The sequence below is a fragment of the Pararoseomonas baculiformis genome (genome assembly GCF_017813395.1).
Lineage (GTDB): Bacteria > Pseudomonadota > Alphaproteobacteria > Acetobacterales > Acetobacteraceae > Roseomonas > Roseomonas baculiformis.
In genome coordinates, this window is the sequence record NZ_JAGIZB010000008.1 from 49553 (window position 1) to 64553 (window position 15001).

Below are 15001 nucleotides of genomic sequence, written 5' to 3' on the forward strand. Positions count from 1 at the left end.
GCCGTGGCGAGGCGCATTGAAACGAATGGATCACATCATGGCAGGACGTCTCGAAGGCAAGGTTGCGATCATCACCGGGGCCGGATCCGTGGGCCCGGGCTGGGGCAATGGCCGCGCGGCCGCCGTGCTCTTCGCGCGGGAGGGCGCGCTCGTCTACGGCGCGGACAAGAACATGGCCGCCATGGAGGAAACGGCCGCCCGCATCCGGGAGGAGGGCGGGCGCTTTGCCATGGGCGAGTGCGACGTGACGAGTAGCGCTTCCATCGCCGCCATGGTTCAGGCTGCCTTGGGCGAGTACAAGCGCATCGACATCCTGGTGAACAACGTTGGCGGATCGGCCAAGGGTGGCCCCGTGGAAATGACCGAGGAGGTCTGGGACACCCAGATCGACTACAATCTCAAGAGCGTTTTCCTGGCCTGCAAGCATGTGCTGCCCGTGATGGAGACCCAGGGCGGCGGTGCCATCGTCAATACTGCTTCCACCTCGGGCACCCGCTGGACCGGCTCGGCACAAGTGGCCTATGCCGCATCCAAGGCCGGCATCATCCAGTTCTCCCGCGTCGTCGCGGTAGAGTATGCCGGCCGGAACATCCGCGTGAATACGGTGGTCCCGGGCCAGATGCACACGCCGATGGTGGAGACGCGCCTAGCCGGCCAGCGCTCGGGCGGGGATGTCCAGGCACTGCTCGCCGCGCGGATCAGGCGGATTCCGCTCGGCTTCGCGGGGGATGGGCGAGATACCGCGAACGCTGCGCTATTCCTCGCTTCCGACGAGGCACGCTTTATCACCGGCAGTGAGATCGTTGTCGATGGCGGAATGTCCGTGCGCTGTGACTGAGGCGCGGCAGTCGTCGCTTCCGGCATAGGGAACGTTGAGCCGCCAGCGGCCTCGCTATTTCCCGCCGCGCTCCGCTCTGCGCTGCCCCGGGCAGAACCAGCCCGAATCCTCTTTGTGCCGTGCGTCAGCGCGGCGAAGGGGCTCGCGACGAGCAGCGGCATTTTCGACTCCGGCCAAGGAGGCCAGTTCACCTCGTCACTGGCGTCCCGCAGAGGGCAGAGGTGGGCATCCTGATGACCGTCGCGTCCTGTCGGAGAAAAACGTATTGATCGAGCTGCCGCGGGGCAGACTGAAGCACGAGTGCGTCTACCTGCATTCCCTTGAGACCGGATCCAAATTGCCGACCGGGCTCGCGAGGTGGATCGGCGACGTTAGTTCGTAACCACCAGTCTTGGTCGCACTTCCCCGAACCAGCGGCCAAGCTTCTCGGCAGGCTCGGCACGACCGAAGAAGTATCCTTGCGCTTCCGTGCAGCCAGCCTCCCGCACCTGCTCCAGCTGAGCTCCGCTCTCGACACCCTCGGCGGTCGCAGTCATCCCAAGCCTTGCGGCAAGCTGTGCGACGGAGCGCACAATCGCCAGACAGTCCTCGCGGACAGCCATATCTCGAACGAAGGACTGGTCGATCTTGATCTTGTCGAACGGAAAGCTCCGCAGATAGGTCAGCGAAGAATATTTGGTTCCAAAATCGTCGAGCGCAGTGCGGACACCGAGTGCGCGCAGACGATGAAGTGTTCCGATGACAGCCTCACTGTCCTGCAGAAGTGCTGATTCAGTAATCTCCAACTCAAGGCGGGATGCCGCGAGTCCAGATTGGATTAGGGTGTCACGAACCAGTTCGGCCAGATCACCCCCAGCGAACTGAACAGGCGAAATATTGACGGCAATTTTGGTGAACTCAGGGAATTTCGCTGCATCGGTGCATGCTTGACGCAGAACCCATCCACCAATGGGTACAATCAGGCCGGTTTCTTCGGCAACGGGGATGAAGTCCGCGGGAGATACCATTCCGCGCACCGGATGCTTCCAACGAAGCAACGCCTCGAACCCGCTCAGCTGCCCGCTTGTGAGGTCTAACAGGGGCTGATAGTGCAGCTCTAGCTCGCCCCGCTCCAGCGCACCGCGCAGGTCGGTCTCCAAGCCGATCCTTTCCTGCAGCTCGGCCGCCATCGAGTCCTCAAAGATCCGGTATGTTCCCCGCCCAGCTCCCTTAGCTTTATAAAGCGCCATGTCAGCGTGCTTGAGGAGTGTGTCTCCATCGCAAGTGCGCGGCGTTGCGGTCGCGATGCCGACACTCACGCCAACCGAGGCCTGATACTTGGAAAGCTCGAATGGCATCCCTAGCGATTCGATAATGCGCTGCGCAAGCGCCTCAACATTTTCAGCCAGAGCGCCCCTGCCCTGGACCAGCACCGCGAACTCGTCACCGCCCAGTCTTGCAACGAGGTCGCCATCACGCAAACAGTCACGGATGCGGCCGGCGGCTGAGCACAGCAACTCATCGCCCGCCTGGTGGCCGAGTGTGTCATTCACATTCTTGAACTGATCGAGGTCCAGGAACAGGACGGCGATCTGAGTGCCTGCCTGGTGAAGAGCCTCCTCCAGCCGAGTTGTGAAGTAGCGGCGGTTTGGAAGAGAAGTAAGGGCATCATGGTTTGCGAGATGCCGGATCCTGGCCTCCGCCTTACGGTTCTCGGTTACATCCTCATAGGTCGTCACCCACCCACCCTCGGGAAGGGGTTGATGCGAGATCGAGAGCGAGCGCCCCTCCCCGTCCTCCTGCACGAAGGTCGATGCCTGGGATCGAGCAGCCAGTCGCTGGTGCTGGGCCCAGGCTGACTCGCTCCCCTTCCGTTCCATTTCGACAGACCCTGACTTGAGCCTCAGGAGCTCGGCAGCATGCACACCGGGCCTCGCTGCCCCGGGTGGGAGATGGAAGATTTCACTGAAGCGGCGATTGCTGACGATGAGTCGGTGCTCGGTGTCGAACATGCCGAGACCCTGCGACATGTTGTTGAGCGCCGCCTCAAAGAGTTGGTTCTGCCGCTCGAGTTCAACGTCGCGGGCTCGCACTTCGGCGTTCGATCGAGCGAGAAGGCGGTTGCGCCAAATGGTTGTTGCGGTGAGCGCAAGGCAACATGCGATCAGGCCAATCAACAGCCTTGAGAACGTCCAATGGAGCCGGTCAAGGTCTTGGGTGTCGCGTGCTGACAGATCGGCGCCATGTGCATGTGCAACCGACGTCAGACGCGCCATGGGGCCATTGATCTGCTGGAACTTGCCCATCAGCTGAGCGAGGCTTCCTGGGTCATCCAGCGTGAGCAGCAACGGCTTTGCGGCCTCTATGGCTGCCTCGAGCTGATCGACGGCCCGGACCAGTTCAACATGCGAACGGATGAATGCTCCCGTCTCGCCGGTCCGCAGGACAGAGACCCTGCTTTCCACGATCTCCAGCCAGGTCTCGAGAGTATCCCGCTCCACCTCGCCACGGGTCAGGCTGAAGCCGCCGATTGCGGCCTGCAGCCGGGAGACCTCCTGCGCTGCCTGCCCTGTGGTCCAGGCGATGTTGTACCGTGAGAGCTTCCCGAGTGCGTCCTGCCTGACAGAGATCAGGTAGGACGCGTAAACGGCGCCCGCCCCAAGGAAGATGGCGGCCACGACCGAGAAGATCTGCACGCCAGCCCCGGCGCTGATGGCCGATGCGCGCCAACGCTCTGGCGTTTTGCGCTCACCGAGGGCCTGACGCCACCATCGCCCGCGCCACGGGACGCTCCAGATGGTCACCGGACTATGATTTGCGCGACCGACCAGGCCGAGCGGCTATAGTAAAGCCTCGCGCGAAGCTCCGGGTCGGAGTCATAGGGATACACGATGAAGAGCGGGCCCCTATCACTCACGCGCATCGGTGCACCGTTTCGGCGGGTCGCCAACAGCGTGCCAAACCGCGCGAAGTCGGCGATCGGAATGTCGGTCGAGTAGTCATTCAGCGCGACCGCAGTCAGTGTCTGCCCGGTTGCTCCAACCGCCTCCATCAGTCTCGTCATCGGGACGCCATCAAATCGAACCACCCCGTCATACCAGGGAGTGTTCGTTGTGATTGATCCCGAGCCAAGGTCTTCCAGTGTGGCCCTGTCGAAGATCGCGGCATCGCGGTCATTCACCCGCTGAATCTTGCCCGTGATGCGCAAGATGGGTGCTTGGGTAGGGCGCCGGAGGGACGTGCCTTCGTCCATCGCCGATGACGGTGCCTGCGCCCAACCACGGCCAGAAGCTGTTGAGGCCGCCGCTGCGCCGATGCCCATCATCAAAGCGCGCTTGCTGACCCACCGACCTGTCATGTTGTTGTCCGTCTACCTGGGGAGTTCGGGTTCGAGTCAGCGCGGAGCCATCTCGAGTGAAGCACATTCGCGCATAAATTCTTGCTTCAGACCTGCGTCTTCGGCGAAGGCTCCGAAATAGGCGCTGGTCACCATGCGGCCACATCCCGCGCGAACGCCCCGTTGCGTCCGGCACATATGAGCCGCCGAGATACGAACCGCGAGACCACGGGGAGCCGTGTTCTGCCAGAGATAGTCGCCGATCTGCTGAACAAGCTCTTCCTGGGTCTGCAAGCGAGCCGCGAAGTGATCCACCACCCGGTCGTACTTCGACAGCCCGAGCACCTTGCCCTCGGCGGAGGGCAGCACGCCGATGAAAGCCTCTCCACGGATCGGCATGAGGTGGTGCGCGCAGGTCGAGCGGACGTCGATAGGGCCCGTCACGATCATGCCCTGGTAGACGAGCCTGTTCTCGAAATCCGTGAGCGGCGGCGGGCTTACGGTGCGTCCGCGCAGAAGTTCGTTCACGAACATTTTGGCTACACGCTGGGGCGTGCCGCGGGTGTTCGGATCGTTGCGATGGTCGATGCGCAGAATGTCGAGCAGTTCCTCCAGCTTCACGCTGGCGGCACCGACCATTGCCTCTCGCTCCTCGGAGGAGAGGGGAACCTCGAGTGCCTCATTGGCAGCACTGGGGCGGGATTGCAGGCGGCGAAGTGCAACGCTCACGGGAGGTCTCCTGGACTGGTTGGCACGTCGGTGAGCGGTGCCGGGTTGGGTGAACGACCGGGGCCGCTATCGCCTGTTGCGGAACACGACTCCCTCGCCGGCTCCCTCAAGCCCACGGCGCACCTCGACCCGATCCAGGCCAGGAATGGCCTTATCAAGGTGCCGGCAGAACCACCCGGCCACGTTCTCCAATGTCGGGATTTCCAGGCCTTCGACGTCGTTCAGGTAGGTGTGGTCCACCTTCTTCCGCAGCTCGGAGATGATGGGGTCGACCTCAAGGAGATCGTGGGACCAGCCAAAGACGGGATGCGGTTCACCGGTAAGCACCACCTTGACCTTGAAGGTGTGCCCATGGAGCGGAGTGTCGGGGGTAGTTTTATGTGCCGCTTCGAAGGTAAATTCCCGGAACATTTCGATCACGACAAAATCACCCCCAAGAAGCCACGCGCGACAAGCGAGCGATGTTTACCCGCATACCGTGCCGTTGGAGACAGCATACAACCATTCTCTCACGACTGGTCAAGATTCCTTGAGGCCAGTCAATGCATCGTGAGCATAGCTGATCCAGATCTCCCGTTGCGGTCTGATGGTGCGCCTCCGTCGCAATTGCAAATTGACGCTGTTCGGCCGCAGAATGGCGCGGATGAGATGGAGCGTGGAGGTACCCACGAGACGCGCCCATTCTGGGGAGTGGGCCGCGTTGTGATCCTCGATCCGGGCCGGAAGTTGCTGAAACAAGGCAGCGGGACCGAATTTAGAATGGATACAGGCATGGCCGTGCTTGAGGGTCCGCCCAACGGCTTCGTTGACGCCCCTGTTCCCGAGGCTGCGGTCCGCGGCGAAAAAGGCGACAAGGTCAAGCGCGCGGCGATGCCGCGTGTGTCGTACGCGCCCTAGGTCGGGCTGTTGTTGGCTATCGACTGCATAGGGTGGAGCGCCCGGGGCACGTAGAACGCCACTCAAGGCAGTCCACCACCACGGCCCGGATCCTTTCCCTGCAAATGCCGCCGGCGGTGATGACCGGGGCCATGACCTCGCGGTCATGGTGCCCACAGCAAGTGCCCGGCACGTGACGTCCCCCTACCATCAGAGGATCTCCAGGCCATGCCGTGGCGTTCCAAAGGCGAACCGGACTCACCTAACTGTCCGACATGCAGAGACTACTTCGCAGCCTTTACGCGCACCGGTGGCAGACGAAGACGGGCATCTACGATGCGCTGCTCAGTTCGCCGCACCCGAGCCTTCGGCATGGGTGCTAAGCGCCAGGCGATGGAGACCGCGATTCCCCTGAGGCCTTCCGGTAGTTAGAAGGTCGTCATGGACAACAGCATGGCGGTCAAGCCCTACAGCAAGCTGAGGGGTGATCCCTACCGGGCGTACGAGGAACTACCTGCTGAAGTCCGCCAAGCTCTTCAGGAGGCGCTGGTGGACTGGTGCCCTCTCCGCGCGCGCGAATGGCACCTTCACTTGCTGCGCCGGCAGCGCCTGCGGCCGGCCCAGGCTGCTTTTTTCCTCGTCCAGACTATCCGCGGCCAGGATCACGCTGAACTGGCCGCCTTCGCGAGAACATGGCCGAAAGGCGCCAAGGCCTATCCTCACCTCGCCGCGGGCGCGTCGATCCAACGTTACGCTGGGACCGGCGGGATCCCTGCGGCCAAGCCAGTTCTTGTCACCCCAACGAAATCGCAGCCCAAGGTGAGCAAAAAGCAGCTTTTGCGCCGCCGCACTAAGCGCTGAGCCTTGCCTTTGTGAATTGGTTCGCGGTCGAGCTCTGAGTTCATGGGAGACCATGCCTTTCGGGCTTGGATAGCAGGCGCTTCGATCAGGGCGGTGCTGGGGCAATGGCTGTTGTCGTTGCGCGAACCAAATGCACTTTCCGGCCGCAATTAACCAGGCGCACGTGGCGGCGTCCGCCAAGCCGTTCGTGGATGGGCTGTTGGGCGCTGTGCGGCGCAGGACCGGGTGAATGCAGGCTGGACGGCGGGGGTCCGCGGCCGCGGGGCAGTAAGCTACTCCTGACCTTGGGCCGCTTGGATATCAGGCTTCACGCCCGTCGCGCACAGGGTAGCGCTCGGAAGCTCCTTTAGGGGCGGATTGGTCATCATCCAGCCCGCCCGGAAGCGGGCGCCGGCCTCCCTCTGCCCCTTTCAGGGCGCTCGGCGGAAACCTTCACCTCAACCGATCTGAGCAACACGACCACCCGGAAGCGCCTGTCGGAAATTTTGACAACTGTACGTAGTCGATCCGAATCCGGACGAAATTCCGTTCCTTTTCCGCGTGTTATCTGGTGGCATCGTTGTTGCTATCTCCCCTCCATACCAAGGGCCGAAACAGCCTTCGAGCGGCGGAGGTCAGAAGCCCTGGGGTAAGGAGACGAACTGATGAAGTTCAAGACAGCTGCAGCGGCCCTCGGGCTGGGTCTCGGAATGGCGGTTTCGGCCGGCACCGCTGATGCGGCGCTGGTGATCAGCTACCAGATCGGCGGGGGCGCCGTGTCCAGCTGCGCCGACGGCGCCGCCTGCGACTTCAACACCATCGAGGGCGCCGTCAGCACCTTCGTGACGGGTGCGGGCTACAACTTCTTCATCGAGACCGCCCAGAGCTATCCCGCCGTCGGCAGCCAGGCGATGCCCGTGCTGCGCATGGCCGTGGAGGGCAACACCGCGCCGGGCACCGGGGACGCACCGACCCTGAGGCTCATGGCGACGCAGACCGGCTTCACCACCCTGGGCACCACGCCCTTCGACCTGGCGTCCACCGTCAACTTCCCTGCCTTCGCCGACAACGGCGCCCTGCAGGCGACGGCGACCTACAGCTACTACCTCGACAACAGCAACACGGAATTCGGCACCGGCATGCAAATCGGCTCCGAGTCCTTCGCCTATAACGGCATCCTGACCTCGGCGCAGTCCACCAACCAGCTCGTCTCCGCGAACCCGGATGGCAGCTTCTCGCTCACCTCGATGCTCGTTCTCTCGGGCATCGACCGGGGCAGGGGCTTCAGCGCCAACTCCGTGGTGAGCGCCGTGCCCGAGCCCGCCAGCCTGGCCCTGCTCGGGATGGGGCTGCTCGGCCTCGGCATGACCCGCCGCGCCGGCCGGCGTAAGGCGGCCTGACGCGTCGCGTCAGCCGCTGTAAGAAAATCTGACAGGAACGCGCCAGCACGGCGCGTTCCACCAAGGCATTTGCATCCCGAGCCCTTTCGCTTGGAATGCAAAGCCACTTCAGCCCTTATCAGGTTGCCGCCGTCCCCAGGGGGGCGGCAGCCTGCCTGATCAGGTCCAGAGGAAGTCGCTGGCCGAGAGCTTCGACAGCGACACGCCCGAGAGCGTGATCTGCAGATCCACGGTTCCGTCGCCGTTGGCGTCCACCTGGAGCTGGTCGGTGGCGTCGATGAAGCGAGCCTCCGAATTGCCGCTCCGCGTGAAGGCTTTCTCGCCGACGAAGGCGAACTTCCCGGTCAGCATGCCCTCAAAGACCAGAAGATCCTCGCGCGGGGCGAAGTCCGCGATCCGATCCGCCGCGGCCGGGGTGGACGAACCCACCGTGAAGACGAAGCGGTCCGCTCCAGAACCGCCGATCAGCAGGTCGGCCCCCTTACCGCCAACCAGAACGTCGTTGCCGGCGCCGCCCTCGATCCGAGCGCCGACATTGCCGGTCACGGTGATCCGGTCACTGCCGTTTCCGCCGATGATCTCCTCCGTGTTGGTCACCGTAACAACATTGTTGCTGTGAGCGAGCACCAGGCGGTCAAACCCGCCGCCGAGGTCGACGGTGCCGTTGGTAATGGCGGTCGTAAAGGTAACCACATCCGCCCCGCTGCCGCCGATGATCGTCTCGACATTGGCAACCGAGACGCGGTTCCCCGCGCCGCTCGCCAGCGTCAGCCGGTCCGCACCACCGCCCAGGTCCACCGTCACGCCGTTCGCCACGCCGAGAGTGACGTCGTCCGCCGCGGAGCCGCCGATGATCGTCTCCGTGTTCGAGACAGTCAGGCGGTTCACACCGGCCGAGGAGAGGACCAGCTTGTCCACGCCGCCGCCCAGGTCAACCGTGATACCGGACACCGCGGTTCCGAGCGTCACCTCATCCGCCGCCGAGCCACCGACGATCGTCTCCGTGTTCGAGACGGTCAGCCGGTTCGCGCCCGCCGAGGACAGGATTAGCTTGTCCGCCCCATCGCCCAGATTCACGGTGATGCCGGACGCCGCGGTTCCGAGCGTCACCTCGTCCGCCGCCGAGCCGCCCATGATTGTCTCCGTGTTGGAGACGGTCAGCCGGTTCGCACCCGCCGAGGACAGCACCAGACGGTCATTGTTCCCGCCCAGGTCCACCAGACCGCCCAGCATCGCCGTGCCAAGCGTCACCGTATCGGCGCCGTTCCCGCCAATGATCTCCTCGGTGTTGGTCACGGTGACGCTGTTGTTGCTATGGGCGAGCACAAGGCGATCCGAGCCGCCGCCCAGATCCACGGTGCCGTTGTTGATGGCGGTCGTGAAGGTGACCACGTCCGCACCGCTGCCGCCGATCACCGTTTCGGTGTCAGCCACCGACAGGCGGTTGCCGCCGGCGCTGAGGACCAGCCGGTCCACGCCGCCGCCAAGGTTGATGACGGCACCGTTGACCGGCGCGGTCAGGGTCACGTCATCCGCCCCGCTGCCGCCGATGATCGTCTCGACATTGGCAACCGAGACGCGGTTCCCCACGCCACTCGCCAGCGTCAGCCGGTCCGCACCACCGCCCAGGTCCACCGTCACGCCGTTCGCCGCGCCGAGAGTGACGTCGTCCGCCGCGGAGCCGCCGATGATCGTTTCCGTGTTCGAGACAGTCAGGCGGTTCGCACCGGCCGAGGAGAGGACCAGCTTGTCCACGCCGCCGCCCAGGTCGACCGTGATACCGGACACCGCGGTTCCGAGCGTCACCTCATCCGCCGCCGAGCCGCCGATGATCGTCTCCGTGTTCGAAACGGTCAGCCGGTTCGCGCCCGCCGAGGACAGGACCAGGCGGTCATTGTTCGCGCCCAGGTCCACCTTGCCACCCAGCATCGCCGTGCCAAGCGTCACCGTGTCGGCGCCGTTGCCGCCGATGATCTCCTCGGTGTTGGAAACCGTGAGCGTGTAGGCGCTCGAGGCAGACAGCGTCAAGCGATCCTTGCCACCGCCCAGGTCGATCGTCCCCATGCCGGACAGAGTGCCGAGCGTGATGTCGTCATCGCCCGTGCTGCCAATGATCGTCTCAGTATTCGTGACACGCAGCGAGTTCGGCCCCTTGTTGGACAGGACGAGACGGTCGGCACCGCCGCCCAGGTCCACTGTGCCGCCCCGGATATCCACGTACAGGGTGACGTCGTCGGCGCCGTTTCCGCCGATGATGGTCTCCGCCCTTGCGACCGAGATCTTGCCCCCGGCATTCGACAGAACCAGCCGGTCCACGCCACCGCCCAGATCGACGACCAGGTCCGGCGACGAGGTGGTCAGCGTCACGTCATCGGCAGCGGAACCACCGGTGATCTTCTCCGCGCCAGCAACGGTGATGCGGTTCGGGCCGGCATTGGACAGCTCCAGCGTGTCCTTCCCGTCACCCAGGTCGACGACGAGGCCGGAAACCGCGCTCACGAGCTTCAGCGTGTCGTTGCCCGCGCCCAGCATGACGGAGCCGCCGGTCGCAACGCCGCCGAAGGTGATCTCGTCCGCGCCAGATCCACCGATCACGGTCTCGACCCCGATCGTGGTGATGACGTTACGGCCATCCGCAAGGTTAAGCCGGTCAGAGCCGCCACGCAGGTCGATGGTGGCCCCGATAATGGCCGTGCCGAGCGTCACGGTATCCGTGTTGCTGCCGCCGATCACCGTCTCCACATTCGAGACCGTCACGCGGTTGCCGCTGTTCTGGTGAAGCGTCAGCTTGTCCACGCCGGCGCCGAGATCCACCACAGTGCCGGAAGCGGCAGTCGCGAGCGTGACGTCATCCGCCCCAGCGCTGCCCACGATGAATTCCGTGTTGGACACCGTGACGCGCGTCGGCGCATTGCCGGAGAGGATCAGCCGATCCACGCCACCGCTGAGATCGACGAAAGCACCCAACGGGGCGAGAGTGAGCGTGACCTCATCGGCCGCCGAGCCGCTGCCCAGCACGGTTTCCGTGTTCGCGACGGTGAGCCTGTTCGGGCCGTTGCCGGACAGGATGAGGCGGTCATCGCCACCGCCGAGATCCACCGTCGCGCCCTGCACCGCGGTGCCAAGCGTGACCTTGTCCGCCCCCGAGCCACCGATGATGGTCTCGACATCCTTGACGGTGAGGTCGTTATTCCCGCCAGAGGCCAGCGTGAGCCGGTCCTCGCCTTCCCCGAGGCAGACGGAGATGCCATTCACGGGGCCGGCCAGGGTGACATCATCCGCCGCCGAGCCGCCGTTGATGATCTCGACGTTCCGGACAGTGACGCGGTTCGGCCCTGCGGAAGAGAGGGTGAGCGTATCCGTGCCTTCCCGCAGGTCCACCACCGTCCCGCCAGCCGCGGCTTCGAGAGTGATCTGGTCCTGGCCGGAATTGCCGATCAGCGTCTCGACGTTCCGGACCGTCCCCTTGTTGTTCCCGGCGGCAAGGGTAAGCGTGTCGTTGCCGCCGCCGAGGTCGGCGACGAGGGTCTGGCTGGCGCTCTTCAGGGTGATGGTGTCGTTCCCGTCGGTCCCGACGGCGGTCCCGCCGTAGATCCCGGGCAGCGTCACCGCATATTGCGGCATCCGGCCATAGACGTCCGGCGTCGTACCGGGCGCGCCGGCAGCGGCCATCGCCTTGTAGGCATCGGCGGCAGCTTGGGAGCCGGTCAGGTGATAGATTCCGGCAAGGGTGGCCATAGCAAGCCGCGGATTCTCGGCTTCGCTCTTGTCCCAACCCGTCTCGCCATTGGAGAAGCCACGCAGCGCGGTCTCCGCGCCGATCTTTGCCCAGGTCGTGTAGGGCTTGCTGCTGCCGATATCGCTGATGGCGATCCGGTAGACAGCGCCATCGCGCATCCCGAAACCGCGATCCTCGGCGAGGAACCGGCCGACGAGGAAGTTAGACTGCCAGTTGAGAAAGGTCAGGGCATCCGCGTTGCCGCGGCTGGCAGCGGCGATCGTGGTGCTGGCGAAGTAGTCCTGCTGCCAGGGCGCGAGGTCGCCCCCCGTGTGCGTGGCGCCCGGCACCCAGCCATAGGCTTCGCCCTGCATGGCGGTCCAGGCCGGGATCTTCGAGACGAGCCATTTCCAGTTCGCGTCGGAGACCGCAGTGAAATACGCCTTCTCGGCGCTCCCGTCGGGCGCGGCCCAGGCCGCGTTCTCGGCTTCGCGCAGCGCCCAAGCCGCACCGCGGACCTGGCTCTCCTGCACCAAAATGTCCTCGCCGTTGTTCCGCATCGCCGGCCAGGTCGTCATCACGTTGTTGGCGGCCTGGGCGGTGAGGTTGTCCAGGATCCAGCGCTCGCCGGTGAGGACATAGGGCACGAAGGACAGCTCGGGCTGATGGGCGCGGTCGATCGTCCAGCCCGTGTCGCTGGACACCTGCTGGGTCAGCCCTTTCGAGTTGGGATCGCCCGCGACGCCAGTCCCGCCGCGCGGATCGGTCCAGAGCTTCGGGTAGTTGTCCGTGTTCAGCCAGGTGCCGTTCGCGGTGTCCCAAAAGTTCCAGGGCACGGCGCCGGCAGCCTCGGCCTGCCCCAGAGCGTAGGCGGCGACCTTCGCGTCGCCCGAGATGAGCCACGCGGTGTTAGCGCCCGTGACAATGCCGATGTCCGGCCGGCCGCCCGTCATGGGCATGAACTGCGTCAGGCCATTGGCCGAGAGCGGCTCGCCCCAGCCCGCGGCGTTCTGCGCCGCCGTCCAGGAATTCAGCATTCCCGGATCGAGCTTAATGCTCGTGTCGTAATGCGCCACCGCGCCCGTGGAGGAGAGATAGTTGATGTCGTGGCGGATGTTCAGCCAGCCGGCATCGGCGCTCCCCAGCCCCTGGCCGCCATCGACCTCGTTGGAGGAGAAGCTGCGGTGCCAGTTCTGGTACTGCCCCTGGCTCACCGTCTCGCGGAGGACCTCGGCGCCGTCGAGCCTGGCGACCGCCGTGTAGGACACACGGCCACCGGAGGTGCCCATCGCCCCGTCATTGTTGAAGCCCACATCGATCGACAGCCCCCCACCCTGGTAAGCCGTCACATCGAGGACGAGACGCTGTGAGCCTTCCAGCGCCACCTCAACGCGGGCCTGGGTCGCGAGCGGACCCGCCATCCAGAAAGATGCGGTTCCGTCGGCCAGCGCGTCGTTCAGGGCGTCCAGCACGTCAACATGCCGGGTGGTGCCGTTCGCACCGGTCAGATCGATGGTGAAGTCATGCGCATTCAGCGCGGCCTGGAGATCCATGGCCTGCGTCGCAGGAGCGCTGGAGCGGATCAGGGACACGGACACGCTCTCGCCTGCGGCGAGTTCGGGGCGCTCGAAGGTGAGGATGGCCATCTTCGCCGAGCCATCCGGATAGGTCGTCTTGACGTCGAGCTGTACAGGGACGCGCTGGCCGTCGATGAGAGCCGTCAGGCCCGTGCCGGCCGGGACATCGCCCTGGACGAAGACCTGACCAAGCGTGGTCCTCCCATGGTCCAGGACCTGTTTCCCGGAGTTTTCCAGGTTCAGACCCACCACGACATGACCAGCAGCGCTGGACGAGACAGAGTTTCCGTCGGCCATTTTGCAGCCCCCTGAAGGCGAAGTCCTCAGCTCGCGAGTTCGGTGGCCACCCCAAATCGATGGGGAATTTGGCCGCCCTTCGGAGCCGAACACAACATTGTGATCTGGGAGGGAGTGCTACGTCGAATGCAGATCCAAAGGGAACCCAGAAAAGAGCCCCTCTCGATCTTTAATCTCGTGATGATGGTTGATCTGAATCTCGCGTTTCGGGAGGAGGAAGTTGCAGGATTTGTCCAAAATTACTCATATTGCCTATGGCGATGATCAGCCTCTCATGGCGCCAATGATCTTTCGCGCAGCGAGAACTACCCATCCCTGAACTGACGACCGACGCGCGAGCTCAACCCAAACAAATTTCCGTGATTCGAAGGCGAGACTCGCCTTGTAGCGCTGCGCCCCGGCCATCAGGTCGTAAGCGCTGTGCCCCTCAGTCACAGCCCGATTCACCGCCAGCAGGTGGCAGCTGAGCCCTGGCTTTTCGTGCCGTTGCGCCCCAGCACGGTCCAGTCCCGCCTGATAAGCGTGGATTACACCACCGAGAAGAAGGTTGTAAAGAAATCCGACAGTCCTGTCACCTGCATCGATGCGGAGGAGATCGACTTCCCCGCGGGCTGAGGCGCGCTGGATGAGTGTCGTGTGGAAGCGGCGCACGAACGTCGTCGCAAAAGCGCCGGCCTGGCCGCGCTCGCGCCAGTCCGCGTTGTGAAGCGCTATCAGCCTCTCCAGGCTTGCCAGTGCCTGCTCCTCGGAAGCGGCATGGTGGAGAGTAAGGGGACCGCTCGACGCATAGCTTCGTAGGGAACGTCGAAGCTGCTGGCGCGTATTCGCACTCAGCGTAGGTAGAAGATCGCCGCCGGCCTGGCGTACGGCATCCAGGTCGATCCACGGAGCCGGTCGCTCCTGCCGGCGGAGCACAAGTGCGCCCATACGGTCCGGCAGATCCGGATCGACACCGCTCAGCACCAGCCGGCGCGCACCCGGCGCCCGCAACGCAGCGCGGAGAAGCGCGGGACCAACCGCTTCGTATCCTCGCGCCATTAGGGGACCGTTATGCTCGACGAAGGGGGAGTCCAGAATCGGGTCGCCGCTCTCCCCAAGCAGGAGGCGCCCTTTGTGGCGGTTCAACAGCGCAAGCCCGACAGTCTCTCCCGCCGCACTCGCGCGCAGCAGCACGGGGTCAGGGAAGCGCTGCTCCACCAGACAGCCGACCCATGTCCAGGAACGGAAGAAGCAGGGAGCCGAGCGCAGTTCCAGCTCCCGCCATTCCCGTTCGAGCGCCGCGAAGTCGTGGATGGGCGACTCAGCCACCTCCACCGGCCCGGCACCTGCCCGGAACGGATCTTCCATGCGCATTGTCTCCCGGAAGAGCTGCCGGCGGCCTGACCGCGCGGAGAACGCAGCGAATGGCCG

At 64.5% G+C, this 15001-nt stretch carries 10 protein-coding genes; 4 read left to right on the forward strand and 6 right to left on the reverse strand.

Going from position 1 to position 15001, the window contains the following annotated elements; translation table 11 throughout:
• Window positions 1-37 precede the first annotated feature (37 nt).
• Complete coding sequence (locus J8J14_RS10025; protein WP_209379363.1) at window positions 38-838, forward strand: SDR family NAD(P)-dependent oxidoreductase; 801 nt, start codon at window positions 38-40, stop codon at window positions 836-838.
• Between the two features lie 371 nt (window positions 839-1209).
• On the opposite strand, the gene J8J14_RS10030 is transcribed toward J8J14_RS10025, so the two are convergent.
• From J8J14_RS10030 to J8J14_RS10045, 4 genes are all read right to left on the reverse strand, one after another.
• On the reverse strand, window positions 1210-3621 hold the full coding sequence (locus tag J8J14_RS10030; RefSeq protein ID WP_209379364.1) for a putative bifunctional diguanylate cyclase/phosphodiesterase: 2412 nt from the start codon (window positions 3619-3621) through the stop codon (window positions 1210-1212).
• The gene (locus tag J8J14_RS10035) at window positions 3618-4025 is read right to left on the reverse strand and encodes a molybdopterin-dependent oxidoreductase (RefSeq protein ID WP_209379365.1); all 408 of its coding nucleotides are present in this window, start codon (window positions 4023-4025) and stop codon (window positions 3618-3620) included. Before J8J14_RS10035 ends, J8J14_RS10030 begins: the two co-directional genes overlap by 4 nt.
• Before the next feature lie 186 nt (window positions 4026-4211).
• Window positions 4212-4883 (reverse strand): GTP cyclohydrolase I, encoded by a 672-nt coding sequence (folE, locus tag J8J14_RS10040; RefSeq protein ID WP_209379366.1) that lies wholly within the window; start codon window positions 4881-4883, stop codon window positions 4212-4214.
• A 66-nt stretch (window positions 4884-4949) separates the two neighbouring features.
• Complete coding sequence (locus J8J14_RS10045) at window positions 4950-5294, reverse strand: 6-pyruvoyl trahydropterin synthase family protein (protein ID WP_245215646.1); 345 nt, start codon at window positions 5292-5294, stop codon at window positions 4950-4952.
• A gap of 291 nt (window positions 5295-5585) precedes the next feature.
• On the opposite strand from J8J14_RS10045, the gene J8J14_RS10050 reads away from it, so the two are divergent.
• From J8J14_RS10050 to J8J14_RS10060, 3 genes are all read left to right on the forward strand, one after another.
• Window positions 5586-5780, forward strand: a complete 195-nt coding sequence (locus J8J14_RS10050; protein WP_209379368.1) for a hypothetical protein — start codon at window positions 5586-5588, stop codon at window positions 5778-5780.
• A 420-nt stretch (window positions 5781-6200) separates the two neighbouring features.
• Entirely contained in the window at window positions 6201-6620 is a 420-nt protein-coding gene (locus J8J14_RS10055; RefSeq protein WP_209379369.1) for a DUF6525 family protein, read from the forward strand.
• Window positions 6621-7264: 644 nt separating this feature from the next.
• On the forward strand, window positions 7265-7999 hold the full coding sequence (locus tag J8J14_RS10060; protein WP_209379370.1) for a PEP-CTERM sorting domain-containing protein: 735 nt from the start codon (window positions 7265-7267) through the stop codon (window positions 7997-7999).
• A 159-nt stretch (window positions 8000-8158) separates the two neighbouring features.
• Here J8J14_RS10060 and J8J14_RS10065 read toward each other — a convergent pair whose 3' ends face one another.
• Window positions 8159-13591 carry a beta strand repeat-containing protein gene (locus J8J14_RS10065; RefSeq protein WP_209379371.1) on the reverse strand — a complete coding sequence of 1811 codons (5433 nt, stop codon included), beginning with the start codon at window positions 13589-13591 and terminating at the stop codon, window positions 8159-8161.
• 264 nt (window positions 13592-13855) lie between these two features.
• Window positions 13856-14938, reverse strand: a complete 1083-nt coding sequence (locus tag J8J14_RS10070) for a GNAT family N-acetyltransferase (RefSeq protein ID WP_209379372.1) — start codon at window positions 14936-14938, stop codon at window positions 13856-13858.
• Between the last annotated feature and the right edge of the window lie 63 nt (window positions 14939-15001).